We start from the raw sequence: 23,201 nt of genomic DNA, 5'->3' as shown, positions 1-23,201 counted from the left end.
TTGACGACTCTGAGGCACGCCCCTAATCAACGGCCCTTGAGCGGGCCCTTAGCTCAGTTGGTAGAGCAGTTGACTTTTAATCAATTTGTCGCAGGTTCGAATCCTGCAGGGCTCACCATTTTCTCCCTATTATGCGCTACCGCCCTTCGGGCTACTTGAGCGCGGGTCTATGCGCTACCGTCATTCGAGTTGCTTGAGCGCGTGAGTCTTTTTGCGTTATCGCCATTCACGCTACCTGAGTGCGGGTTATCTTCCGCACCGTCGCTATTGATGCACGGCCCGTCGGTCATACCGCTTGGGAATCGGGGCAAATCGGGGTACGCCAAGCCCCATGTTTCTGAGCATCTTCGACATCTTCAAGGTCGGCGTCGGCCCTTCCTCTTCCCACACCATGGGCCCGATGAGCGCGGCTGCGCGGTTTCTGGATGACCTGCGCGCGGGTCGCGAGAAGGAGCCCGGCGCGGGGGACCTTGGGGGGCTTGGCTGCACGCTCCACGGCTCATTGGCGTTCACCGGCAAGGGCCACGCCACCGATCGCGCGGTGATCCTGGGGTTTGCGGGGTTTGAGCCCGCAACCCTGGACCCCGACCAGGCTGAGGCGTTGGAGGCGCAGATCCGCGCCTCGGGCGAGGTTACGCCGCCCGGCCTGGCACCGCTGAAGTTCGCCCCGGACACGGACCTGATCTTCGATTACGACGAGACGCTGCCCGGCCACGCCAACGGCATGGTCCTGCGCGCATTTGACACCGCGGGGAACCTGTATCTGGAGGAAACCTATTACTCCATCGGCGGCGGTTTTGTCGTCACCGAAAAAGAGCTGAACGCCCAGGGCGACGGGCCCGAGGCGCTTCATGCCGAGAAGGAAGAAGCGGGGTTTCCCCATCCATTTGGCTCTGCCGCCGAAATGCTGGAGATGGGCGCGAAAACCGGCAAATCCATCGCCCAGATGAAGTGGGACAATGAGGCCGCCTTTGCGCCGCGCGACCAGGTCAAAACCCGCCTTTATACCGTGTGGAAGGCCATGGACGATTGCATCGACCGGGGCCTGCGGATGGAAGGCGAGCTGCCCGGCGGGCTTTATGTGAAACGCCGCGCCAAGGCGATCTATGAGCAGTTGCGCGCCGAGGCGGGCACCAACCAGGCGCAGCCCCATGTCGCTAACGATTGGCTGAGCGTTTACGCCATGGCGGTGAATGAGGAGAACGCCGCCGGGGGCCGGGTCGTGACCTCGCCCACCAATGGGGCGGCGGGCGTGGTGCCTGCGGTTCTGCGCTACTACCGGGACCATTGCATTGGCGCCACGGAAGAGGGCCTGCGCGATTTCATGATGACCGCCGCCGCGATTGGCGGGTTGATCAAGCACAACGCCTCTATCTCGGGCGCCGAAGTGGGATGCCAGGGCGAGGTGGGCAGCGCGTCTGCGATGGCGGCTGCCGGCCTGTGCGCCGCGCTGGGCGGCACCAACATGCAGATCGAGAACGCCGCCGAGATCGCGTTGGAACATCACATGGGCATGACCTGTGACCCCGTTGGCGGCCTCGTGCAGGTTCCCTGCATCGAGCGTAACGGGTTGGGTGCGATCAAGGCCGTATCGGCTGCGTCACTGGCGCTGCGCGGGGATGGCACGCACTTCATGCCGCTGGACAATTGCATCGAGGCGATGCGGCAGACCGGCCTCGACATGAACACCAAGTATAAAGAAACCAGCCTGGGCGGGCTGGCGGTAAACTTGCCCCAATGCTGATCACATCGTCGCTAAATCCGCTTTAAATCCTAGGCAGATAGCGCTTTGCGCCCAACCCGCGGTTAACAGGTTCCGGTGAGTATGCCCCCCACTCTTTGGGGGAGCCTGCGCATGTCAACTGTCACCTTTACGCCGCCCGATAGCTCATTCGCCACGGCGAGCGGATCGAACATCGGTGCACAAGATGGGCTGAGCTATTTTGACGACCCGCCCAGTTCGAGCACGAACCTGAGCATCTCTTCCAATGCAGGGGACCCGGACCCCTATACCTTCGAGCCCGGGGAAACCTATGACATTTCCTGGAGTGGCGATGGCGGCGGCCAGATCGAGGATGCGACTGTCATCCGGTCTGACGATTGGGGCGGCGAACAGGGCATCGTGGTGTTCGAGGGCACCAATTCGATCACCGGAGAGCTGTTTCAGATCGTCTGGACGCCCAATTTCGACCTGCAACAATGGTACGATAACAGTGGGGCAGGCCCTGGCCAACCTGCCGGATTTTACACCAGTGATCGGTCATCCAGCAGCTACGCCGCAAGCACCTGCTTTGCCTTTGGCACACTGATCGACTGTGCCGACGGGCTGAGAAGGATTGAATCGCTCCGTGGGGGCGACATGGTTTTGACCGTTGATCGCGGCGCTGTGCCGATCAAGTGGATGAGTTTTTCGACCCAATGCCTGCGCTCTGCCCGGGTGGATCAGCAACCGGTACGGATCAACGCCCAGGCCCTTGGCCCGGATCATCCTGTGGTGGACCTGACGGTTTCGGCGCAGCACCGGATCCTGGTGGGCGGCCACGGGCAGTTGGCGCATCTGTTCCCCGAGCCAGTTTTCGTTCCGGCAAAGGCGCTGACGTCCCTGCCCGGCATCGCCCATGTGGCCCCGTTTGACCGGATCCAATGGGCGCATATCGCCCTGGGCCACCACGATATCATTCGGGCCAATGGCGCGTTTTCAGAATCGATGCTTCTGGGAAAGATGGCACTGTCTGCCATCCCCCTGTTGCAACGGATGCATGTCTGGAGCCTGTTTCGCGTGCCCGAAAACGGGCCTACGCCGATCAACGGGCCCTGCGCGCGCCCGACGTTGAGGGTGGGCGAGGCGGTGCGCCAGTTGCGTGCGATGTCAAATCAGCCCGACGGTGCGCCGCTTCGGTGGCACATCGACCTTAAGCGCCTGCAGCGACGCGCCCCGCCGAAACCAGCTTTGAAACGGCCGGTGGACGCGCGCGCTTCGGCCTAGGCGCGGGGTTGGCTTACGCTTCCGCGGCGGCCTTGCGGGACTTTCGCGCGGCGCGCTGACCGCGGGGATGGGGCACGAGCCGTTTGTTCATGCCAATCAGCTTCTGGGTCACGAAGAAATTGTCGACGTAGGAGGCCAGCTCAAACTCTTCCGGGTCACTGATGCTGCGGCCTTTGTGGCTTCCCAAAACGTCGTCCATCAACCGCCCGAGGAACGAGACGGTGTCTTCCGGCGCGTCCGCGTATTCGCTGTCCTTCCAGAAACTGGTTTGCAGATCCTCGATGAAGTAGATGCCGCCCGGCGGCAAAAGCGGCATCAATGTGCGCAGGCCGATGATCTGGTGCGACCACATGTGGCTGGCGTCGTCGATGATGACATGGGGTTTGTACTTATTGAACACGTCGGTCAGGAACTGCGGGTCCGAACAATCGCCGATCTCGACCGAGATCCTCTCGCCCTCGAAATTCTTGGAAATCTCACGAATGTCGACGCCGACGATCTGGGCCTTGGGGAAGTAGTCCCGCCACACCCGAAGCGAGGGCGCTTCGCGGCTGGGAATGCCGACGCCCAGCTCCAGCAGGGTGAATTCTTCATAGCGCAGCGGCGCCAGCATGAACTCATACAGGCGCATGTAGTCATGGTGCTCCGAGCTTTTGTCGGTGTGGTACTTGATGGCGAGATCGTTCATCTCGCCCGCCGGGAAGCGATTGGTCAGGATTTCGGGGTTCGAGGGGGGCAAACTCGCCTTGGTCGCGGCGCGCGATTTGGGCGCGGCCTTCTTCGTTTTGGCCGTGCTGGCCCTCGGTTTGCTAGGCTTTCGCACCATTCGATTTTCCTCAAAGACGTGCACTTGTGTGCACTTATGGTTTTGCCCCGGGCGTCGTGGCCCCAGGCTATTTTGCGCAACATTGATCGATTTACGCGGCTCGATCAAGTCGGCTTCGCCGGTCTGGGGCCGTGGATCAGGCCTGGCGCATGGTGTCGCCGGGGATGAACTCTGGCTCCAGACGCACGATTTCGTCGGTCAGTTCATTGGCGACCATCAGTTCAGCCGCGCGGCGACCAATAGCCTCGCGCTGGCTGTCCATGGTGGCGATCCGCATCGGCATACCGTCGAGGACTTCAAAGGAATTGAATCCAGCCAGTCCGATCTGGCCCGGAATATCCATCCCCTTTTCAAGGCAGTAGAGCAGCCCGCCGGCGGCGTTCATATCGGTATTGTAGTAAAGAAAATCTAACCCTGGCGTGCGCTCTAACAATGCCTGCGTCATCTTTCGCCCGGTCCCGAACCCGGAATTGCCGTCGTAAAAGATGCTGTCAGCCAGGGTCAGCCCGGCCTCAGCCAGCCCGGCCTCGAACCCCCGAAACCGCTTCTGCGCCCGCGCGTCCGCGGTGGAGGAGGACCCCAGATACCCGATATTCTTGTAGCCCCGCGCCACGATCTCCGTGGCCATGGCGCGCCCCGCCGCCTCATGGCTGATGCCCACGGCAGCGGCCACCGGATCACCGTCGACGTCCATGACCTCGACCACCGGCACGCCGGCATTGCGCATCATCGCACAAGCGGCATCGGTATGCTCCAACCCTGCCACGATCAGGCCCGAGGGACGCCAGCTGAGCATCTCGTAGATGACCTTTTCCTCTTGCTGAGGGTCATACTGAGAGGTCCCGACCACCGGCTGCAAATCGGTGCCATTCAGCGCCCCGCCGATGCCGTGCAGAACGTCCGGGAACACCATGTTCGACAGCGATGGGATCACGACACCCACGAGGTTCACCCGGTTCGACGCCAGGGCGCCCGCGATCTTGTTGGGCACGTAGCCCAACGTGCGCGCCGCCTCAAAAACCCGCTCGCGGGTCTTGTCCGACACATCGCCCCGGTTCCGAAGCACCCGGCTGACCGTCATTTCGCTGACCGACGCCGCATCGGCCACGTCCCGCAGGGTCATCTGGGGCTTGCCGTCAAAAGGATTGCGTCCGCGCAATGTCGTGTCCTCGGATTGTGAGCGCTACCACATCTTGATACGCGCGCAAGTGACCCCTGCGCAAGCGCTTGCGGGCGCGGCGCAAATCACCCAAAACGGAAGTCGCTGGCCCCGTGGCTCAACTGGATAGAGCAGCCCCCTCCTAAGGGGCAGGTTGCAGGTTCGAATCCTGCCGGGGTCACCAAGCCTTCAGGCGTGCGTAGACGTCGCCGGAATTGGCGGATGTGGGCAGGTTTTGTAGCGTTTTGGCCATGGTCTTGGCGGTGGTCCAACCGTCTTCCTGCAAGGCGTGGTCTTCGCCGAGGCTGAGGGCGAAGGTGTAGTCTCCGAGGGTGGTGAGGCGCTTGAGGCAGGCGGTAGCGACGTCGCGCTGGATTGTGGTGAACTCGAATGACAGGGCGCGGACGGGGGTGGCGAGGCCTGCGAGGACTTCCGCCTCGTGCCCCTCCACATCGATCTTGATGAACGACGGAAGGCCGTGGGTTGCGATAAGATGATCGAGCGTGGTCATGGGCACGCGGATCGTCTGATCCCACTGTTGGTCTGCCCAGGCCTCTGACCCGGGGGCGGCCTCGATCAGGGCGCGCGACGCGGTGGAGACTGTGGGGTTCTGGGTGTTGAGGTGGATGTCGATCTGCCCAACCTCGGCCCCTGCCGCTTCGCGCCGCAGCACAACGTCGCGGTCGTGTCCGTGGATCAGGCGCAGGGCCCGGAAGACGTTGGGCTGCGGCTCTAACGTGACGACACGGGCGCCGAGGCGGCGGAAACTGGCGGTGCGGTCGCCGACATGGGCGCCGATATCGAAGGCGAGATCTCCGGGGCCGACGAAGGCCGCGTTCAATCGGTCCATCCGCAGGGTGCGCGCGGCATCCCGGTAGTAGACATCGAAGGATCGGCCAATCGCGCTACGCATGGAGGCGATCCAGAACGCCGCCCGCGACGCGCGCGGTGTCTTGCCATGTCGGCAATTCGGACCCGGCGCGCAGTGCCGCGCGGGCCATGCGGCCCCGCAGCGCGGTGTCGGTCAACATGCGGGCCAGGGCGCCGGAAAGCTCGCCCACATTGTCCGGGGCCACCAGCAGGCCCGCGCCTTTGGGCACGGTATCGGGCACCGCGCCGGTGGCGCAGGTGACAATGGGCAGGCCCCAGGCCAGTGCTTCGTCAAAGACCATGCCATAGCCCTCGTACCGGGTGGCCAGCGCGAAGATGGAGGCGGTCGCAAAGAGGCCATCCAACGCGTCCTGCGGCACGCGTCCCAAAAGCGAAATCCGGTCTGAAAGGCCGAGGTCTTCGACCATCTGCGCCAGGAGCGTGGCATGGGCCGCGTCATGCACGCCGCCCGCAATCGCCGCCCGCCACGGCAGGTCGCGCACCTCGGCCAGAGCTTTCAGCAGAACGTCGTGCCCCTTGCGCGGGTGTTGCAGCCCGACCGACAGGACAAGCGGCGGAGTGGCGGGCGTGGGCGTGCCGCCTTTCACATCGGTGCCGGGCCGCGCGACGGTGATCTTGTCGCCCGGCACGCCATAGTCATTGCGCAGGATCTGCGCCGTGTGGGGGCTGGGGACAAGCACCCGTTGAGCAAGGGCGAGGTTGGCCTTTTCGGTCTGAAACAGATGGTCGCGCCGGGCCGCGTCCAGCCCGGTCTCGAACGCCAAAGGATGGTGGATCATCGCGACAATCGGCGCGTTCACCCGCGCGAGGCCTTCTGTCGCGATGGAGCCATAGACCAGCCCGTCCAGGATCAGCGCGCGGGCGGGGTCCAGCGCCGCCAGTTGGGCGACCGCATCGGCCATGTCTTGGGGCGAGGGGTCGGGGAAGGAGGGCCCAAGTTGGATATGGGCCACGTCATGGCCGAGGGTGCGAAGCTCTTCCAACAGGCGACGTTCATAGATGTAGCCGCCGGTCACGGTGTTTATGTCACCGGGGATCGCAAAGGCTGCTTGTCTCATGCCAATTGCTCCGGCGCGTAGCGGCTGAGGACCCGACGCTCTAGCCAGCCGACGCCCGCGTAGCCGAGCGATGAGAGGACGGCGACGAGGACCACGGAACTCCACAACATGTCGTAATCCGATTGCGAGGCCGACAGCGCCATGAGGCTGCCGATGCCGTTGCCCGTCGCCAGCCATTCGACGACCGTCACGGCGAGGATCGAGGCGGGAACGTTCATCCGCGCAGCGGCGAAGAAGGCGGGCAGCATCGCTGGGATGCGCACGCGGACCAGGACATCCCAAGGGGTGGCGGCATAGCTGCGCATGACGTCGATTGCCCGGCCCGGTGCCTGGCGGAGGCCGTGGAGGCAGGCGACGAAGGTGGGGAAGAACACCATGATCGCTACCAGCACGATGGTGCCAACGGCCCCCCGCCCGGCCACCAAAACCACGAGCGGCGCGGTCGTGATGATCGGGACCGAGCGCAGGGCAATCGCCAGGGGCATCGCCGTGCCCGCAACGGACGGTGCCACAACCAAGAGCATCGCGAGGAGCGCGCCTGCGCCCAACCCAGCCGAATAGCCGGGCAAAAGAAACACCGCGGTTTCGCCAAGTGACGCCCCCAGGGTCGCGCGGGTTATCGCAGCGTCAGGGGCCAGGAACAGGGCATCGAAGACCTCCACCGGGCCCTTAGCGAAGAACGGGCTGACGCCCAGCACCTGCAAGCCGCCCCACCAGAGCACCAGCAGGACCGCCGTGACGCCCAGCAGCGTCACCCAAGCATTGCCCCGCTGTCCGACCTGGGGCGGGGCCAGAATGACCGGCGGCTCGTCCCGCAACGCCTTGCGCGCGATCCATCCTATCGCCGCATAGCCAAGGACAGCCACCGCCGTCGCGACGACGGCCAAGGCCCATGTCATCTCCACATCCATGCCCCGCATCGCGCGGATCGTCAGAACGCCCATGCCACGCTCGGCCCCGGTGAACTCGCCGACCATGGCGCCCAGAAACGCGGCGGGGGCGGCGATCTGAAGGCCTGCGACGAAGTATGGCAAGGCCGCCATGGCCCGCACGTGGACCAGCGCCGCCATCCGGCCGCGCCCGTAGCTTTGGACAAGGTCGAGCCACCCGGACGGCAAGGCGCGCAGGCCGACCAAGAGCGGGATCAGGGTGGTGTAGTAGACCGCCAGGGCCGACAGCACGATCTGGGGCCCGTCGCCGGGGCCGAAGACCACCCGCAGGATCGGCCCGGTGGCGACCAGAGGCAGGCAGAAGACCACAAGGGCCAGGCCCCGGACCATCGCGTCACTGCGGGGCAGGACGATGGCGAAGATGGCCAAAATGACTGCGGCGAGGTTGCCAAGGACGAACCCCGCGAGGGCGTTTGTCAGCGTCTCGATCAAGGCGCGGGTCATGAGGCCCGCGTTCTGATAGAGGTAAGACAGGATTGCCGAGGGGGCGGCCAGCACAAAGGCGTCCACCAGGGCGCGCGCCAGAACCTCCCACAGCAGCACAACCAGCACCGGCCCCACCCAGGGCACCCGCCGGGGGGCGGCCAAAGCGATCATTGCGCCGCCTTGGGCAGGGTCTCGGCCATGCCGCTTGATAGGGCGGTGAAGACGCTTTCCACGATCTCGGTGAATTCAGGCCCGCGCCGGATTTCGGATCGCCTTGGACGCGGTAGATCTACCGGGATATCCGCGACAATCCGTGCCGGGCGCGGGGACAGAACGATCACCCGATCACAGAGCATCACCGCCTCGCTGACGGAATGTGTGACCAGCAGGGTCGTGGTCCCGCGCGCCTCCCAAATTCCCGGCAGGTCATGGGCCAGTTGTTGGCGCGTCAGCTCATCCACTGCGCCGAATGGCTCATCGAGCAACAGCAACCCGGGCCGTGTCGCGAGGGCCCGCGCCATGGCCGCGCGCTGGCGCATCCCGCCCGACAGCTCTGCCGGTCGGGTGTCGGCAAAGCCCGAGAGCCCTACGAGCTGGATCAATTGATCCACCTCTGCCGGGTCCACCTTTTGCCGAGCCAGCGTCAGCGCCAGCTCGATATTGCCGCGCACGGACCGCCAGGGCAGCAGGGACGGGTCCTGGAAGGCAACCGACAGCCCGGCCTTGGACAAGGTGTCCGCCGGTGGGGCGCCGCCGATGGTGACGGCACCGCCCGAGGGCACCTCCAGCCCCGCGATCATCCGCAGGACCGTCGACTTGCCGCACCCCGAGGGGCCGACCAAGGCCGTCGTCTGGGCCGCGTGCAGCGTCAGGTCCAGGGGCTGCACCGCCGCCACCCCGCCGGGGTAGGTCTTGGAGAGCCCTGTGCAGATCACCTCGGATGACGGGGGGGAGGACATCGCTTACCCGTGGACCTCTTCGAGGATCGAACGGTCCCAAAGGTCCGCCGTCACGGTCCGATCCAGAAGCGCCAGCGTCTCGATATTCGCGGCGACAGTCTCCTCCGTCCACCAGCCAAAGCCGTTGGCATCGGTCAGGTCCGAGAACATCAGCGGCACCTGCCGCGCGGCTTGCAAAAGCTGCGTTTCACGGTCGAGGCCTGCGTCGGGGAACATCGCCAGGGTCAGGTCGGTCGCGGCCTCCGTATCGGCGCGGTACGCGTCCCACCCGGCGACTTCGCCCGCCATCAGCGCCACGATCTCGTCCCGGCGGTTGGCGAGGCTGTCTTCGGTCGCAATGTACGTCTGCGAATGGACCGCATAGCCATGATCGGCGAGCAGCATCGTCGTGTTGTCGATGCCCTGCACGGTGAGGGCGACGGGCAGATCGGTTTCCCAGCTGAGCAAACAATCAACCTCTCCAGCGACGAGGGGCTGGGGCGAATACTGCGTCGGGATCACTTCGATGGCGTCGAAATCCACGTCGTTCAGCGTGCAGAGCGCGCGCAGGACGGGCGTGTTGGCCAACGCCATGCCGATGCGCTTGCCTTCCAGATCAGCCGGCACGTTCACCGGGTTCGCCGTGAGCGAGGTGATCGCAAACGGGTTGTTCTGCATGGCCACGCCAATGATCTTGAACGGCGCGCCCTCGGCCACGGCGGCTGCGGTGTAATCCGCCGCCGAAATGCCGACCAGCGCCGTGCCCGCCACCACCGGAGGCTCCACCGGCGCGTTCGGGCCGCCAGGCAGCAACGACACCTCCAGCCCCGCATCGCGCCAGAAGCCGCGATCAAGGGCGATGTAGCTGCCTGCGAATTGCGTCGAATGCAGCCAGGACAACTGCAGGCTCACTTGGCTTTGCGCAAAAGCCATGCGCGGCGCGAAAGCGGCCGCGCCAAGGGCCGCGGCCCCGGTAGCAAGGACGTGGCGACGGGTGAGGCCATTGGAATGGGTCATCTAGTTTCAGTCTCCATAGAAATCTCTGTTGTTTTGTTAATGATTTAGCTCACCGCCGTCCAAACACAGGTGCGTTTGGTCGCAGCCAGGTCAGAACAAGGCCCGGGACGACGGTGGCGAGGAACACGAGGCCAAAGGCGACGCTGACGGCCAGGCCCTCGCTCATCGAGGCGCCGATCAGCGGGAACAGCATTGTCGCCGCGCCCTCGCGCAGGCCCCAACCGCTGACCGACAGCGGCAGGACCATTGCGAACAGGATCAACGGGACCAGGGCGAGGGCCGCGAGAAGCGGTAACGCAACGCCAAGCGCCACGGCGCAGAAGCCGAAGGCGGCAATGTTGCAGAGCGCGGTGCCAAGGCTGAGGGCCGTCTGTTGCGGCAAGACCTCGCGCGCCAGCACAGCGTGGCGAAAGCTGCGGATGCCGCGCCCGAGGGCCGTGTCGGCAGGGGTGCGCATCCACAGCACTGCGGCAATAAAGATCAGCGCGAGGGTGCCCGTAAGCACCGGCACGATGAGCCACATTGGCCAGGTCATCCCGGTTGGCATCAGCAGCGCGAAAATCAGCCCAAGTGCCAGCAACGCGAGCAATCCAAGCTGGCCCGCCACCCGCTCGAACACCACGGCCTGGCCCGAGGCCAGAAGGCCTGCCTGCCCGCGCGCACGCACGGCGCGGCCGGCGTCGCCAACGACCCCGCCGGGCAGGGATTGGTTCACCACTTGGCTCAGGTAGTATTCGCGCAGCGCCTCGGGCACCAGGATATCGATCCCCAGCCGCGCTGCCGTCATCCGCCAGCGTAGGGCCGAAAGTACCGTTTGCGCCGTGAGCGCCAGTGCAGCGGCTACCAGCCAGCGGGGATCGGCTGATTGCAGCAGCGCAAGCGCTTCGCGCCAATCCACGGCACGCCACAGCAGGGCCGCGATGACCAGCAGCGCCGCGACCTGAAGCGCTCGGATCAGCCAGTTGGGAACGGCGGGACGTGTCACTCGCTTTCCCTTTCTTGCGGCACATCGGAATAGGCTTGCAGCACGATATCACGCACCGCGTCCATCGGCACCACGGCGACCTCTGGCCCCGGCAGAAGTCCGCCGCTGGGGGCAATTTGGTTTAGCGGGGTGACAAGATGCGCGGGTCCGACGATGTGAACCGGCACCTCGCGCCGCGCATCAAGGCCAAAGCGGTCGCCGGTTTGGTGATCGCCCATGATGATCATCAACGGCGGATCATCGGCATGGAGGATCGCGTATTCGAACACCGCTTGCAGGGCGTAATCCACGGCAAGGCGGTATTGCGCGCGGACGCGGTCATAGTCGCGCCAGACGACGGCGGGCGGGTCGCCGGAGGCGGCGACATCGTTGAACACCGTGCCGTCGCCGATGTCCTCCCACGGCAGGATGTCGGGCACGGGCACCCAGGGCGCATGGGAGGATATCAGCGCCACCTGCGCAAAGAGGTGCCGGGGGTCGCTGCCGTCGCGCAGCAGGCGGTCCAGCGCCGACAGCGTGTATTGATCCGGCATCGTGACCCAGTTGAACGGCAGACCCGCGTAGCCCAGGTCATCGAAGACGAGGATATCCTCAAACCCCATCACCAAAGCCTCGGGCCAATCCAGCGTGATCTGCGGCATCACGGTCGCGGTGCGCAGGCCCGCATTGGCGGCGTGGTGAAACAAGGTCTCGCGACCGCTGGCCAGGGCCGCGCGGTAGCTGACCTGGTTGTCGATCCACATGCCGTTGGCCACCGTGGCATGGGCCAGCCAGCTTTGGCCGCCATGGGTGGGAGAGCCGAGGAAGCCGGACTGAACGGAGAGGCCCAGATCATCCAGGCGGGTGCTGTAAGCGGCCAAGGTCTCGCGATGCAGGTCGGCAAAGAAAGGCGTGTCGTGGCTCGTGCGGCCATAGCTTTCGATGAAGATCACCAGCACGTCGCGGTCGATGGCGGCAAAGAGCCCCTCCGCGCCGGTGAACGGGTCGTTGACCACATCGTCGCGGAACGCGCGAAGCTCCGTGAGGGTGCGTTGCACGATGTCCACCCGCTCTGCCGCGATGCGGGCGCTGAAGGCGGTGCCGGGCGGTGTCATGGGCAGGTCCCAGCGGTCCATGGTCTGGCCCGCCTCTGCGATCACCAGACCGGTGGCCAGCACCGCGCCCACGCCCGTCGCCCGCGCGCCGAGACGCGGCAGAGCCACCCGCGACCAAGTGCCGGTCGCCCACCAGATCAGCCAAGCGACCAAGACGACCGCAAGCAAGGCGCCCATCACGGCAAGGCCCGTCAGGACAGGCCCAACGGTTCCTGACAGCAACCGGATAAAAGCCTCGATCAGCGGCAGGTCGGCAACGGGGTTGAACCCGCGCGACAGGGCGCTGATGCTGACAAGATCCGCGGTCTTGAGGATCACGATCAGGGTCAGCACGACGGTCAAGGCGACCCGCACCCAGCGCGCCCACGGGCGATCCCCAAGCGCCACCATGGCCAGCAGGATCGCCGGAAGCTCTAGCGGGAAGACCCACAAGGCGCCCCAGGACAGGGCATTGGGGTGATTGGGCTGGATCAACACGAGGTGCAGGATCAGCGCCGCCGCGGCAAGCTGCGCGATCCTCAAGCGCCAGCCCCCCGCAGGACGCGCACGTCCAGCCAGAAAGACCAGATCAGCGCCACGGCGGCGAGGCCTGTGCAGAGGCTTGCGACGGTCGCGGGGACCACCGGGAGCAACGCCAGGATCAGCGCCGAGATCTGCACGACGCACACGACCTTGCGGCTGAAACGCTCTGGCAGGTCACCGTTCAGCCAGGGAAAGGGAAATTGCGCGATCCAGAAGGCGTAGCGGGGCAGGCCGAGGATGATGACATAGGCGCCAACGGCCCCGCTTTGCCACGCCAAAAGCGCCAGGACCAAGGCCAGGGCCGAGTCGACCTCCATATCGAACCGCGCCCCAAATGCCGACGCCCGCCCCCCGCGACGCGCCAGCCACCCATCGAGGCCGTCGAGCGTGAAGGCCAGCACCGCCACGGCAAACACCGGCCAAGGCGGCGCGGCGGGCGCCACAAGCGCGGCCACCAGGACGGAGACCAGCATCAACCGCGCAATCGTCGCGACATTGCACAGGCCAATGACCCGGTGCGGAAACCCCGTTGTCAGGCCCGCCAAGGCCACCGCCATGACGACCACGTAAAGCGCGAGGCCCGTCAGCACGGCGCTCAGGTCCGCAACCAAAGCCCATGCCAGCGCGCTGCCCAGGACCGCGCCCACAATCCCCACACACGCAAACTGCACCGACACGCTGGGCGAGATCCCTGCGGCGTCCGTGGTTTTGTTGGAGATCACCATGAGTTGCTTTGCCCGCTTTGATCTAATTCGCTTAATGGATCTGACGTTAAATTGACCCGCGCCGCGCGAGCGGCAACTGTTAACCCATGGAAGGGCCCTGCGAAAATGACTTTTCTGATACCGGATCTGATACCGGCGTTTTCGCGCCAGTGCCGCTGAGGGAGAGCCGATGGACCGTCGCACCCTTCTGTCTCTGATGGCCGCGAGCCTCACGCCAATGCCAACCCGCGTTTTTGCGCAGGGGGAACGCTCGCTTCTTGATGCCGCGCGCGCGCTGGCGACCGCGCCCTATGTGCCCCCCTCCGGCACTTTGCCCGCCCCCTTCGCGGGCCTGGATTACAACGCCTATCGCGGGATCCGCCCCATCGATGGCCGCGCCGCTGCCCTGCCCCAAGGGGAGGATTTCGTCGTCGACCTTCTGCCCCCCGGCCTTTATTTCACCGAGCCCGTTACGGTTGAACGGCGCGTGGACGGCACGCTGCAAGACCTGCCGTTGACGCCAGACCTCTTCACGTTTGAGCCTCGTTACTTCGACGAGATCCCCGCCACCTCCCCCGGTGCGGGCTTTTCCGGCATGCGCGTGCGCTATCCGCTGAACACGCCCGGCGTGATGGACGAGGTCGCTGTTTTTCAAGGCGCCAGCTACTTCCGCGCCATCGGCGAAGCGATGGCCTACGGCCTCTCTGCCCGCGCCGTGGCCCTTGGCACCGGCGGCGCCGAGCCCGAAGAATTCCCGCGTTTCACTCATCTGCGCCTGGATGAGGGCGCCGAGGGCAGGATCGCGCTGGAGGCGTTGATGGACAGCCCGTCGCTTTCTGGCCACGTCGCCATGACGATCACCCCGGGCACGGACACGGTGATGGATGTCTCGGTCACGCTTTTCCCGCGCGTGCGGCTTGAGACCATCGGGATCGCGCCGCTGACGTCGATGTTCCTCAAAGGGCCGATGCATGGCGCGGCCTCCGATGATTTCCGGCCCCGCGTCCATGACAGCAATGTCCTCTACATCGAAAACGGCGCCGGAGAGCATCTTTGGCGCCCCATCACCAACCCCACGCGGGTCGAAACCTCGGCCTTCGCAGACACCGGCCCCGCCTGTTTCGGCCTTTATCAAACCACCCGTGCGTATGAGGATTTCGAGGATACCGAAGCCCATTACCAGAACCGCCCCGCCGCAGTGGTCGAGCCCCTTGGCGACTGGGGCGACGGGGCTGTCATGCTGGTAGAGATCCCGACAAGCACCGAATTCCTCGACAATATCGTCGCATTCTGGCGTCCCTCCGCGCCCCTGGAGGCCGGAAGCGAGCACCGCTTCGACTACCGGCTGACCTGGACGCTGGACGCCCCCAACGTCGCCATGCAGGTCCTGCAATCGCGCAGCGGGCGCGAGCATGAATTTCCCACCACCCGCCGTTTCGTGATTGATTTCGACACCGCGCCCGAAGGGCTGATGGCCGACGTTGCGGCTTACGGCGGGGCGGCGGACGCCATCGCGGGCACCAGCCTTTTCGCTCTACCCGACGGGCGCGGCACCCGCGTGACCTTCGTGCTGACCCCCGGCGACGCAGAGGCGCTGGAGCTGCGCTTGGTGCTTCGCGACGACGCGGGGGTCCCCGTCAGCCCGGTCTGGCTGCACCGCTGGACCCGTAAACGCGACGGCGGCGTCTGATACCTGTCCACTTTAGTTGACACACGGCCTGTCGCGCCCGACAGTGCGCCATGCCCAAAGACACGCGCCTTGGCGGGATCACCGCCCCTGAACTGACCGGAGCCGCCCGTCCCGGCCTCTGCACCGATTGCGGCATCAGCCGCATGGGCGACGGCAAGGCCTGCGGTAAAGCCTGCCAGTTCATCGCGCCGGATTACCCCGCGTCCGAGGTGCGCGCCCATGGCCGCACGGCTGACCCAGCGCGGGACGACGAGGCGTTTTTCGGCGTCACCACCGCCATGCAGCGCGCCCGCCTGAGCGCCCCGTCCGAGGGCGCCCAATGGACCGGCATTACCACGGAACTCGCCGCCGAGCTTCTGCGCCGGGGAGCCGTGACCGCCGTGCTCGCCGTCGCCCCGCACCCCGAGGATCGCTGGAAACCCCTGCCCGTCATCGTCACCGATCCCGCCGATCTCGCGCAATGTCGCGGCATGCGCATGGGCTACGCCCCGACACTCGCGGCCCTGGAACCGGCCATGGCGGCGGGTCACAGGCGCATCGCCGTCATCGGCATCCCCTGCCAGGTCTACGCCCTGCGCCAGATCGAGAAAGACCTGGGGCTAGAGCGGCTCTATGTCATCGGAACCCCGTGTTCTGACAACACCACGACCGAAAACTTCCACCACTTCCTGAGCCTGCTGGACGACGCGCCCGAGACGATCAGCTACCTGGAGTTCCGCGCCGACTATAAGGTGGAACTGCGCTTTGATGATGGCCGCAAACCCCGCGTGGTGCCGTTCCTGAAGCTGCCGATCTCGCAATTGGACCCGGATTTCTTCCCCCTCACCTGCAAGACCTGCGTCGATTACACCAACCGGCTGGCGGATATCACCGTGGGCTACATGGGCGGCGACGGCGACCAATGGGTGATCACCCGCAACGCCCGCGGGGCCGAGATGCTGGCCGCCATCGCCGATCAGGTCACGTTCAGCCCCCTGACAGACAAGGGAAAACGCGAGGGGGCCGTCAAAGGCTTCCTCGCCAATACCGAACGCGCGGCGGGCGGCTTGCCTCTGCGCGCCATGCCCGATTGGCTCCGCCCCCTCGTGTCGTTCCTGCAACCGCGCATCGGCCCGCGCGGCTTGGAGTTCGCCCGCGCCCGGGTTGAGATGAAAGCGATCGAGACCATCCTTCATCTGCGCCGCACCCATCCCGCAAGGGTCAAGAACATGGTCCCGGATCACGTGTGGCGCGTCGCCAAACGCTACGGCCTGACCCCCTCGGACGACGAACACCCCTCTTAACTACGCACGCTCCCTATTTCCCCGTTCTAAAAATATCCCGGGGGTCCGGGGGCTGGCCCCCGGCGGCGCCCCCCGCGCCAAAAGCGCCGCGAAACACCCCTTAAAACCCGACTCCCAAATTAGAACAAAATGTGAACAAATACCCCATGGGATTCGCAGAGCTCTCCATAACCACCAATTTCACCTTCCTCACCGGTGGCTCCCACCCGGAGGATTACGCGCGCCGTGCCGCGCTGCTTGGCATCGATGCCATCGCCATCGCCGATGAAAACTCCGTCGCCGGCATCGTGCGCGCCTGGTCCGAGCTGCAAAAGATCCGCCAGGACACCGACGACGCCAAAGCCGCCGCGCGCGATCCCATCGGCCCGCCCAAACCCGCGCATATCCCCGATGCCCCGCGCGCCAATATCGACCATGTCCCGCGCCTGCTTCCGGCATCGCGCCTTGTGTTCACCGAAGGCCTCCACATCACCGCCCTGCCGCGCGACCGCACCGGGTGGGCCACCCTCTGCCGCCTGCTGTCCACGGGTCGCCTCCGCGCCGAAAAAGGCGCCTGCATCCTCCACCTTGAAGACCTGCTCGCCCAACACGACGGGCTGGAACTCCTCCTCCATGCCCCCCGTCACCTGACAAAACCCTGGCTCACCGCTGCCAAACGGATTACCGATCTGGCGCCCTGGCTGTGCCTTCAACCCCATTACGACGGCCAGGACGGTGCCCGGCTCAAAGCCCACACCCGCCTGGCCGCTACCCTCGGCCTGCAAATCACCGCCTCCGCCCGGCCCCTCATGCACCACGGCTCCCGCCGCCGCCTCACGGACGTGCTCACCTGCATCCGCACCGGGATAAAAGTCGAAGACCTCGGCACCGCCGCCCAAGCCAATGCCGAACAACGGCTGCGAGGAGAGGCCGAGATGCAGCGCATCTTCAAAGGCCTCGAGGAGGGGCTGAAAAACACTCTGGTCATCGCGAAGCGGTGCCAGTTCGACATCGCCAGCCTGCGCTATGAGTACCCCTCCGAGATCACCGAGGGTGAAACCGCCGCCGACCGTCTCCGTCGCCTGGCGCTGGAAGGCCTTGTCTGGCGCTACCCCCAGGGCGTGCCGGATACCGCCAAGAAGCAGCTGAACCACGAACTCACCCTGATCGCCAAACTCGGATACGAGCCCTATTTCCTGACCGTCCACGACATCGTCGCCTTCGCCCGGTCTCGCGGGATCCTCTGCCAGGGGCGCGGCTCTGCAGCAAATTCGATCACCTGTTATGCCCTGGGCGTCACCTCCGTCTCGCCCGAGATCGGCACCATGGTGTTCGAGCGTTTCGTGTCCGAGGCCCGGAACGAGCCCCCAGACATCGACGTCGATTTCGAACACGAACGCCGCGAAGAGGTGATCCAGCACATCTACCAACGCTACGGCCGCCACCGCGCGGGCCTCTGCGCCACGGTCATCCATTATCGCGGCAAACGCGCGGTGCGCGAGGTCGGCCGCGCCATGGGCCTGAGCGAAGATATCCTCTCGGCGCTCTCCTCGCAGATCTGGGGCAGCTGGTCCAAGGATGGCCCCGAGATGGCACGGATGCGCGAGATTGGCCTCGACCCCACAAGCCCGCGCCTCGCCCAAACCATCACGCTGATCCAGCAGATCATCGGCTTCCCCCGCCACCTGTCCCAACACGTCGGGGGCTTCGTGATCACCGAAGGGCGGCTCGATGAGCTGGTGCCCATCGAGAACGCCTCCATGGACGACCGCACGGTGATTTGCTGGGACAAAGACGACATCGATGCGCTTGGCATCCTCAAGGTCGATGTCCTCGCGCTGGGTATGCTCACCTGTATCCGCAAGGCCTTCGACCTGTTGAAAACCCACCACCAGACGGAATATTCCCTTGCCACCCTGCCGCCCGAAGACCCGGCCGTCTACGATATGCTTTGCAATGCCGACAGCCTTGGCGTGTTCCAGGTGGAAAGCCGCGCGCAGATGAACTTCCTGCCCCGCATGCGACCGCGCTGTTTCTATGACCTCGTCATTCAGGTCGCGATCATCCGCCCCGGTCCGATCCAGGGCGACATGGTCCACCCGTTCATCCGCCGCCGCAACGGCGAGGAGGAGGTGAGCTTTCCCTCCGACGCCCTGGGCCAGGTGCTTGGCAAAACCCTCGGCGTGCCGCTGTTCCAGGAACAGGCGATGCAGATCGCCATAACCGGTGCGGGGTTCTCGCCGGAAGAAGCCGACCGCCTGCGCCGCGCGCTGGCGACGTTCAAGAAACACGGCAACGTCAGTGAAATGCGCACCCGCTTCCTGCGGGGCATGCGCGCCAATGGATATGACGACGACTTCGCGGGACGCTGCTTTTCCCAAATCGAGGGCTTCGGCGCTTATGGCTTCCCGGAATCCCATGCCGCCAGTTTCGCCCTGCTGGTCTATGCATCGAGCTGGATCAAATACCACCACCCTGGCATCTTCGCCTGCGCCCTGCTGAACGCGCAGCCGATGGGGTTCTATGCGCCCGCCCAGATCGTGCGGGACGCGCGCGAACACGGGGTGGAGGTGCAGCCTGTCTGCATCAATCGATCCGGCTGGGACAACATCATGGAACGGACAGAGAAGGGCGACCTGGTCCTGCGCCTCGGGTTCCGCCAAATCAAAAGCATCCGCGAAGAAGAGGCCGACTGGCTGACCGCCGCGCGCGGCAATGGCTATACCTCCGTGGAAGATGTCTGGCGCCGGGCGGGATTGGATGCCGCGATCCTGACAACTTTGGCCGAGGCGGATGCCTTCGCCAGCCTCGGCATCACCCGGCGCGACGCGCTATGGTCCGCCCGCGCCCTGACGCCGAAAAAAGAGCTGCCCCTGTTCAAAGGCGACCTGGATGGCGAAGGCATCATGGAGCCGTCGGTGCATTTGCCGAAAATGACGGAGGGGGAGAATGTGGTGGAGGATTACGTGTCCCTGCGGCTGACCCTGCGGTCACACCCGGTCGCGCTGATCCGCGACCGGCTGAGCCCGGGGATTGACCCTCGTTTAATGGTGCTGCCCGCAGCCGTCGGGGTGAAATCTCTGGAAAGAGATTTGACAAAGCCTTCCAAGGCTTTGCCCGCGCCCCGCCTCAGCACGGGCATTCAGTCGCCATGACGCCTGCCTGGCTTTTCGAAAAGCCAGACAAGGCCCTTGCAAGGGCCTTGCCCCGCTCACAACCCGTACTTTGGTCGCTTCTCACCCACGGCGCGCATCACCCGCACCAGCTCTTGGCTGATCCCGACCTCGCTCAGCGCATGTCCGGCACCGCGCACCATGTGAAGCCGCCCGCCCGGCCAGTTCGACGCCAGGGTATGGGCCGAGATCGGCGGGCAGATCATGTCATAGCGCCCCTGCACGATCATGCCGGGGATATGGGCGATCCGGTGAACATCCCGCAGGATCTGGCCGTCTTCCTCCAGGAAGCCCTTGTTGACGAAATAGTGGTTCTCCAACCGCGCGAAGGCCCGCGCGTAGTCGGCGGGGCTTTCGCCACCATGGCCATCGCTGTCCATGCTCGCCAGGGCATTCTCCCACGACGCCCAGGCGCGGGCGAAGCGGGTTTCCACCATCAGATCGCCCGAGAACAGCCGCCGATTGTACGCCGCGATCAAATCGCCGCGCTCCTCTTCCGGCACAAGCGACACGAACCTTTGCCATTGGTCGGGCCAGAACTGGCCCGCGCCGCCGCCGTAGAACCAATCAAGCTCTCTCTGCATCGCAAGAAAAACGCCGCGCAGCGCCAGGAAGGCAACCGCATCGGGATGGGTCTCGGCGTAGACGAGGCCCAGGGTCGCGCCCCAGGATCCGCCAAAAACAGCCCATCGCTCGACCCCGAGCGTGTGCCGGATCCGTTCGATATCCGCCACCAGATGCCAGGTGGTGTTCGCCGTGGTCGAGGCATGGGGCCGCGAGCGCCCGCAGCCGCGTTGATCAAACAGAATGACGCGCCAGACCTCGGGATCGAAATAGCGCCGCATCGCCGGGCTGCAGCCGCCCCCCGGCCCGCCGTGCAGGACCACCACCGGCGCGCCGCGCGGGTTGCCGCATTGCTCCACATAGACGTGGTGGCCATCGCCCACCTCTAGAATACGCTGATCGAACGGGTCGATCGGCGGAAACAAATGCGAGATTGCGCGCTTTTGGCCCGAGAACTTATCCATGCCCAACCTATATAGAGCGACACGCCCGAGGCGTAGGAACAAAGTGACAAGAGATTGAGGGGATGTCCATGACAGCCGCAGCCGTTAACACCGTCGACGCCGATGAGGTCGCCAAGTTCGAAGCGATGGCCGCTGAGTGGTGGGATCTTGAGGGCAAGTTCAAGCCGCTGCACATGCTTAACCCGACGCGGCTGGACTATATCACCCAGCAGATCGCGGCAGAGTTCGGGCGCGATCTGACAGCGGAGGCCCCATTTGCGGGCCTGCGGATCCTGGATATCGGCTGTGGTGGCGGGTTGCTGGCAGAGCCGATGGCGCGTCTGGGCGCCGATGTGGTTGGTGCCGATGCCGCCGAGCGCAACATCCCTGTGGCCCAGATCCACGCGGCGCAGTCCGGCCTGGAGATCGACTACCGACACACGACGGCCGAGGCGATGGCAGAGGCCGGAGAGCAGTTCGATGTCGTGCTGAACATGGAAGTGGTAGAGCATGTCGCGGACCCGCTTGGGTATCTGACCGCCTGCCAACAGCTGCTGAAACCGGGCGGGCTGATGGTCTGCTCCACCCTCAACAGGAACCCCAAAAGCTACCTGATGGCCATCATCGGTGCAGAGCATGTGATGCGCTGGCTGCCCAAAGGCACCCACGAATGGTCGAAGTTCATCACACCCGATGAGCTGTTCAAACTGATCGAGGATGCCGGCCTCGACCCCGTGGATCGCAAGGGGTTTGTGTTCAACCCCATCCTTTGGACCTGGGGGATCAGCGCGCGAGATCTGAGCGTGAATTACGTGACCGCCTCGGTGAAACGAAACGCCTAAAACGGGCTTGGCCCCTTACGGCGGCGGGAAATCCAGTCCGAAAACCGGTTCCCGGTAATCGGATGGCGCTACCCGCCTTCCTCCAGTTTCTGACGCACATCGCGCAGCAAAGGCAGCGTATCGCGCACCTTTGCGGGGCCAATCTCGGCCACCGCTTCGGTCAGGATCGGGACAATCGCTGAAATCGCGGCCTCGCGCGCCCGCCGACCGGCCGGGCTGATCGAAATCATCTTGCGCCGCGCGTCGTCCCAATCAGGCCGCACATGAATATGGCCCGCCCATTCCAGCTTGTTAAGCGTGTTGGTCATCGCGCCGCGCGTCAGGTGAAACGCCTTGGCCAATTGCGCGGGCGTCCTTTCATCGGCGGAGGCGACAAGGTGGTTGAGCACGGAAAAATGGCTTAGCTCCATGCCTTTGGGCAAAGCCTTTGATAGCCGGGCGCGGGCCAGCTGGTCGATCATAAAGACCTCGCTGAACAGAGCAACCGAGAGGGGATCATCGTGTTTCGCCATGGGGCGGAGTAAAGCGCCGCAGTGCGGCATGACGCAAGGGGAAACGCCCCTACCGGGTCACTCCGCCGCGAGCATAGGATCCAGTTTGCCGGTCCGCTCCAGCGCGGCCATATCGTCGTAGCCGCCCACATGGGTGTCGCCGATGAAAATCTGCGGCACGGTGTGGCGGCCATTGGCGCGGCTCATCATCTCTTGCCGCTTGGACGGGTCGCGCGCGACGTCGATCTCGGCGTAGCTGACGCCTTTGTCGGTCAGCATCCGCTTGGCGGCGTGGCAGAAACCGCAGAGCGGCGAGGTGTAGAGCGTGACATTGGCCATAGGTGCGATTTCCTGCGAGGGCCCTGCGAGGGCGTGGCCCGGCCAATCTAGATATCGTCCCCCACACGCGCCAGAGCCAAAACGGACACTTTTTCGGCACCGGCCCGGCGACAGGCCTCGGTCGCGATAGCAAGAGTGGCCCCGGATGTCATCACGTCGTCGATCAGAAGCACGTTGCGCCCCTCCATCCGCGAGCCGTTGCGGGGGTGGGGAATAATCGCCTCATCCACATTCTGGTAGCGGGCGTCCCGGGACCGGCCTTCCTGCGACGGGGTGGGCCGCAGGCGGAGCAGGGCCATCGGCTCCACCTCGGCATCGCAGTGACGCGCCAGCGACCAGGCCAGCAACGCCGCCTGATTGAAACGCCGCCGCGCCAGGCGGGTCCAATGCAGCGGTACGGGCACCAACAGCGGCTGATCCTCCAGTAGATCAGCCGCTGCGCGGGCCATCCAGGGGCCCGCTGCGCGCGCGATGTCGGTGCGGTCGCCGTGCTTGAGGGATAGCACCAGCTTCCGCCCGACGCCTTCATAGGCGAACACCGCGCGCGCATGATCCCAGGCGCGGGGCACGCGCTGGCATTCGCCACAAATCAGCGCCTCCCCCTCAGCCGCGGTCTGGCCCGGCAGACCGGTGCCGCAGAGGTCACAGGCGGCACCCAGGATGAACGGTGTATCGCCCCAACACGCGCCACAGATCGCAAACGCATCTTCCACTCGTGCGGAACAGCTGAGGCATTCCGGCGGAAACACCGCATGCAACATGGTTTGCAATCTCATACCTGCCCCCTAGATACCGCGCAGCACCACCACGCAGAGCCTCACCTTGCCCCAGCCCCGCCTGA

At 65.1% G+C, this 23,201-nt stretch carries 20 protein-coding genes and 2 tRNA genes; 8 read left to right on the top strand and 14 right to left on the bottom strand.

What is annotated here, in order from left to right; genetic code table 11:
* Positions 1–42: 42 nt before the first annotated feature.
* The 3 genes from AC6I9R_RS01590 (at position 43) to AC6I9R_RS01580 (ending at position 2,986) form a co-directional block, all read left to right on the top strand.
* Positions 43–118 (top strand) — tRNA-Lys (locus tag AC6I9R_RS01590).
* A gap of 213 nt (positions 119–331) precedes the next feature.
* Entirely contained in the window at positions 332–1,744 is a 1,413-nt protein-coding gene (locus AC6I9R_RS01585; RefSeq protein WP_461426854.1) for an L-serine ammonia-lyase, read from the top strand.
* A gap of 111 nt (positions 1,745–1,855) precedes the next feature.
* A complete protein-coding gene (locus AC6I9R_RS01580; protein WP_461426855.1) occupies positions 1,856–2,986 on the top strand; it encodes a Hint domain-containing protein in 1,131 nt (376 codons plus the stop codon).
* A 13-nt stretch (positions 2,987–2,999) separates the two neighbouring features.
* Here the strand turns inward: AC6I9R_RS01580 and AC6I9R_RS01575 are convergent, their stop codons facing one another.
* Both AC6I9R_RS01575 and AC6I9R_RS01570 read right to left on the bottom strand, forming a co-directional pair.
* Complete coding sequence (locus AC6I9R_RS01575; RefSeq protein WP_461426856.1) at positions 3,000–3,812, bottom strand: hypothetical protein; 813 nt, start codon at positions 3,810–3,812, stop codon at positions 3,000–3,002.
* A 136-nt stretch (positions 3,813–3,948) separates the two neighbouring features.
* Positions 3,949–4,935, bottom strand: coding sequence for a LacI family DNA-binding transcriptional regulator (locus tag AC6I9R_RS01570; protein ID WP_461426857.1), 987 nt, complete (start codon positions 4,933–4,935; stop codon positions 3,949–3,951).
* A 143-nt stretch (positions 4,936–5,078) separates the two neighbouring features.
* Between AC6I9R_RS01570 and AC6I9R_RS01565 the strand changes: the two genes are divergently transcribed.
* Positions 5,079–5,155 (top strand) — tRNA-Arg (locus AC6I9R_RS01565).
* On the opposite strand, the gene AC6I9R_RS01560 is transcribed toward AC6I9R_RS01565, so the two are convergent.
* From AC6I9R_RS01560 to AC6I9R_RS01525, 8 genes are read right to left on the bottom strand one after another with little or no spacing between them, the layout of a single operon-like run.
* Positions 5,150–5,884: an FkbM family methyltransferase gene (locus AC6I9R_RS01560; RefSeq protein WP_461426858.1), complete on the bottom strand. Its 735-nt coding sequence runs from the start codon at positions 5,882–5,884 to the stop codon at positions 5,150–5,152. The genes AC6I9R_RS01565 and AC6I9R_RS01560 overlap by 6 nt on opposite strands.
* Positions 5,877–6,920: a glycosyltransferase family 4 protein gene (locus AC6I9R_RS01555; RefSeq protein WP_461426860.1), complete on the bottom strand. Its 1,044-nt coding sequence runs from the start codon at positions 6,918–6,920 to the stop codon at positions 5,877–5,879. The genes AC6I9R_RS01560 and AC6I9R_RS01555 overlap by 8 nt, the downstream gene beginning before the upstream one ends.
* Complete coding sequence (locus tag AC6I9R_RS01550) at positions 6,917–8,467, bottom strand: ABC transporter permease (protein ID WP_461426861.1); 1,551 nt, start codon at positions 8,465–8,467, stop codon at positions 6,917–6,919. Before AC6I9R_RS01550 ends, AC6I9R_RS01555 begins: the two co-directional genes overlap by 4 nt.
* Positions 8,464–9,255 (bottom strand): ABC transporter ATP-binding protein, encoded by a 792-nt coding sequence (locus AC6I9R_RS01545; RefSeq protein ID WP_461426862.1) that lies wholly within the window; start codon positions 9,253–9,255, stop codon positions 8,464–8,466. The genes AC6I9R_RS01550 and AC6I9R_RS01545 overlap by 4 nt, the downstream gene beginning before the upstream one ends.
* 3 nt (positions 9,256–9,258) lie before the next feature.
* A complete protein-coding gene (locus tag AC6I9R_RS01540; RefSeq protein WP_461426863.1) occupies positions 9,259–10,251 on the bottom strand; it encodes an ABC transporter substrate-binding protein in 993 nt (330 codons plus the stop codon).
* A 49-nt stretch (positions 10,252–10,300) separates the two neighbouring features.
* The gene (locus AC6I9R_RS01535) at positions 10,301–11,236 is read right to left on the bottom strand and encodes a lysylphosphatidylglycerol synthase transmembrane domain-containing protein (RefSeq protein WP_461426864.1); all 936 of its coding nucleotides are present in this window, start codon (positions 11,234–11,236) and stop codon (positions 10,301–10,303) included.
* The gene (locus AC6I9R_RS01530) at positions 11,233–12,852 is read right to left on the bottom strand and encodes a sulfatase (protein ID WP_461426865.1); all 1,620 of its coding nucleotides are present in this window, start codon (positions 12,850–12,852) and stop codon (positions 11,233–11,235) included. Before AC6I9R_RS01530 ends, AC6I9R_RS01535 begins: the two co-directional genes overlap by 4 nt.
* A complete protein-coding gene (locus AC6I9R_RS01525) occupies positions 12,849–13,577 on the bottom strand; it encodes a CDP-alcohol phosphatidyltransferase family protein (RefSeq protein ID WP_461426866.1) in 729 nt (242 codons plus the stop codon). Before AC6I9R_RS01525 ends, AC6I9R_RS01530 begins: the two co-directional genes overlap by 4 nt.
* 169 nt (positions 13,578–13,746) lie before the next feature.
* On the opposite strand from AC6I9R_RS01525, the gene AC6I9R_RS01520 reads away from it, so the two are divergent.
* The 3 genes from AC6I9R_RS01520 to AC6I9R_RS01510 all read left to right on the top strand — a co-directional run bounded on the left by AC6I9R_RS01520 (position 13,747) and on the right by AC6I9R_RS01510 (position 19,663).
* On the top strand, positions 13,747–15,246 hold the full coding sequence (locus tag AC6I9R_RS01520) for a glucan biosynthesis protein G (RefSeq protein WP_461426867.1): 1,500 nt from the start codon (positions 13,747–13,749) through the stop codon (positions 15,244–15,246).
* A gap of 50 nt (positions 15,247–15,296) precedes the next feature.
* The gene (locus AC6I9R_RS01515) at positions 15,297–16,529 is read left to right on the top strand and encodes a Coenzyme F420 hydrogenase/dehydrogenase, beta subunit C-terminal domain (protein ID WP_461426868.1); all 1,233 of its coding nucleotides are present in this window, start codon (positions 15,297–15,299) and stop codon (positions 16,527–16,529) included.
* A 146-nt stretch (positions 16,530–16,675) separates the two neighbouring features.
* Positions 16,676–19,663 carry an error-prone DNA polymerase gene (locus AC6I9R_RS01510; RefSeq protein WP_461426869.1) on the top strand — a complete coding sequence of 996 codons (2,988 nt, stop codon included), beginning with the start codon at positions 16,676–16,678 and terminating at the stop codon, positions 19,661–19,663.
* Between the two features lie 56 nt (positions 19,664–19,719).
* Here AC6I9R_RS01510 and pip read toward each other — a convergent pair whose 3' ends face one another.
* Positions 19,720–20,709, bottom strand: coding sequence for a prolyl aminopeptidase (gene pip / locus AC6I9R_RS01505; RefSeq protein WP_461426870.1), 990 nt, complete (start codon positions 20,707–20,709; stop codon positions 19,720–19,722).
* A gap of 68 nt (positions 20,710–20,777) precedes the next feature.
* On the opposite strand from pip, the gene ubiG reads away from it, so the two are divergent.
* Positions 20,778–21,530, top strand: a complete 753-nt coding sequence (ubiG, locus tag AC6I9R_RS01500) for a bifunctional 2-polyprenyl-6-hydroxyphenol methylase/3-demethylubiquinol 3-O-methyltransferase UbiG (RefSeq protein ID WP_461426871.1) — start codon at positions 20,778–20,780, stop codon at positions 21,528–21,530.
* A gap of 68 nt (positions 21,531–21,598) precedes the next feature.
* On the opposite strand, the gene AC6I9R_RS01495 is transcribed toward ubiG, so the two are convergent.
* Genes AC6I9R_RS01495 through AC6I9R_RS01485 form a run of 3 tightly spaced genes read right to left on the bottom strand, consistent with a single transcriptional unit; the run spans position 21,599 to position 23,136 of the window.
* Entirely contained in the window at positions 21,599–22,042 is a 444-nt protein-coding gene (locus AC6I9R_RS01495) for a MarR family winged helix-turn-helix transcriptional regulator (protein WP_461426872.1), read from the bottom strand.
* A gap of 57 nt (positions 22,043–22,099) precedes the next feature.
* Positions 22,100–22,360: a glutaredoxin 3 gene (gene grxC / locus AC6I9R_RS01490; RefSeq protein ID WP_461426873.1), complete on the bottom strand. Its 261-nt coding sequence runs from the start codon at positions 22,358–22,360 to the stop codon at positions 22,100–22,102.
* Between the two features lie 47 nt (positions 22,361–22,407).
* Complete coding sequence (locus tag AC6I9R_RS01485; protein ID WP_461426874.1) at positions 22,408–23,136, bottom strand: double zinc ribbon domain-containing protein; 729 nt, start codon at positions 23,134–23,136, stop codon at positions 22,408–22,410.
* Positions 23,137–23,201 lie beyond the last annotated feature (65 nt).

It is taken from the genome of Gymnodinialimonas sp. (genome assembly GCF_059726805.1).
Note: the sequence above shows the minus strand (reverse complement) of the source record. Positions and strands in the feature narration are given on the sequence as shown.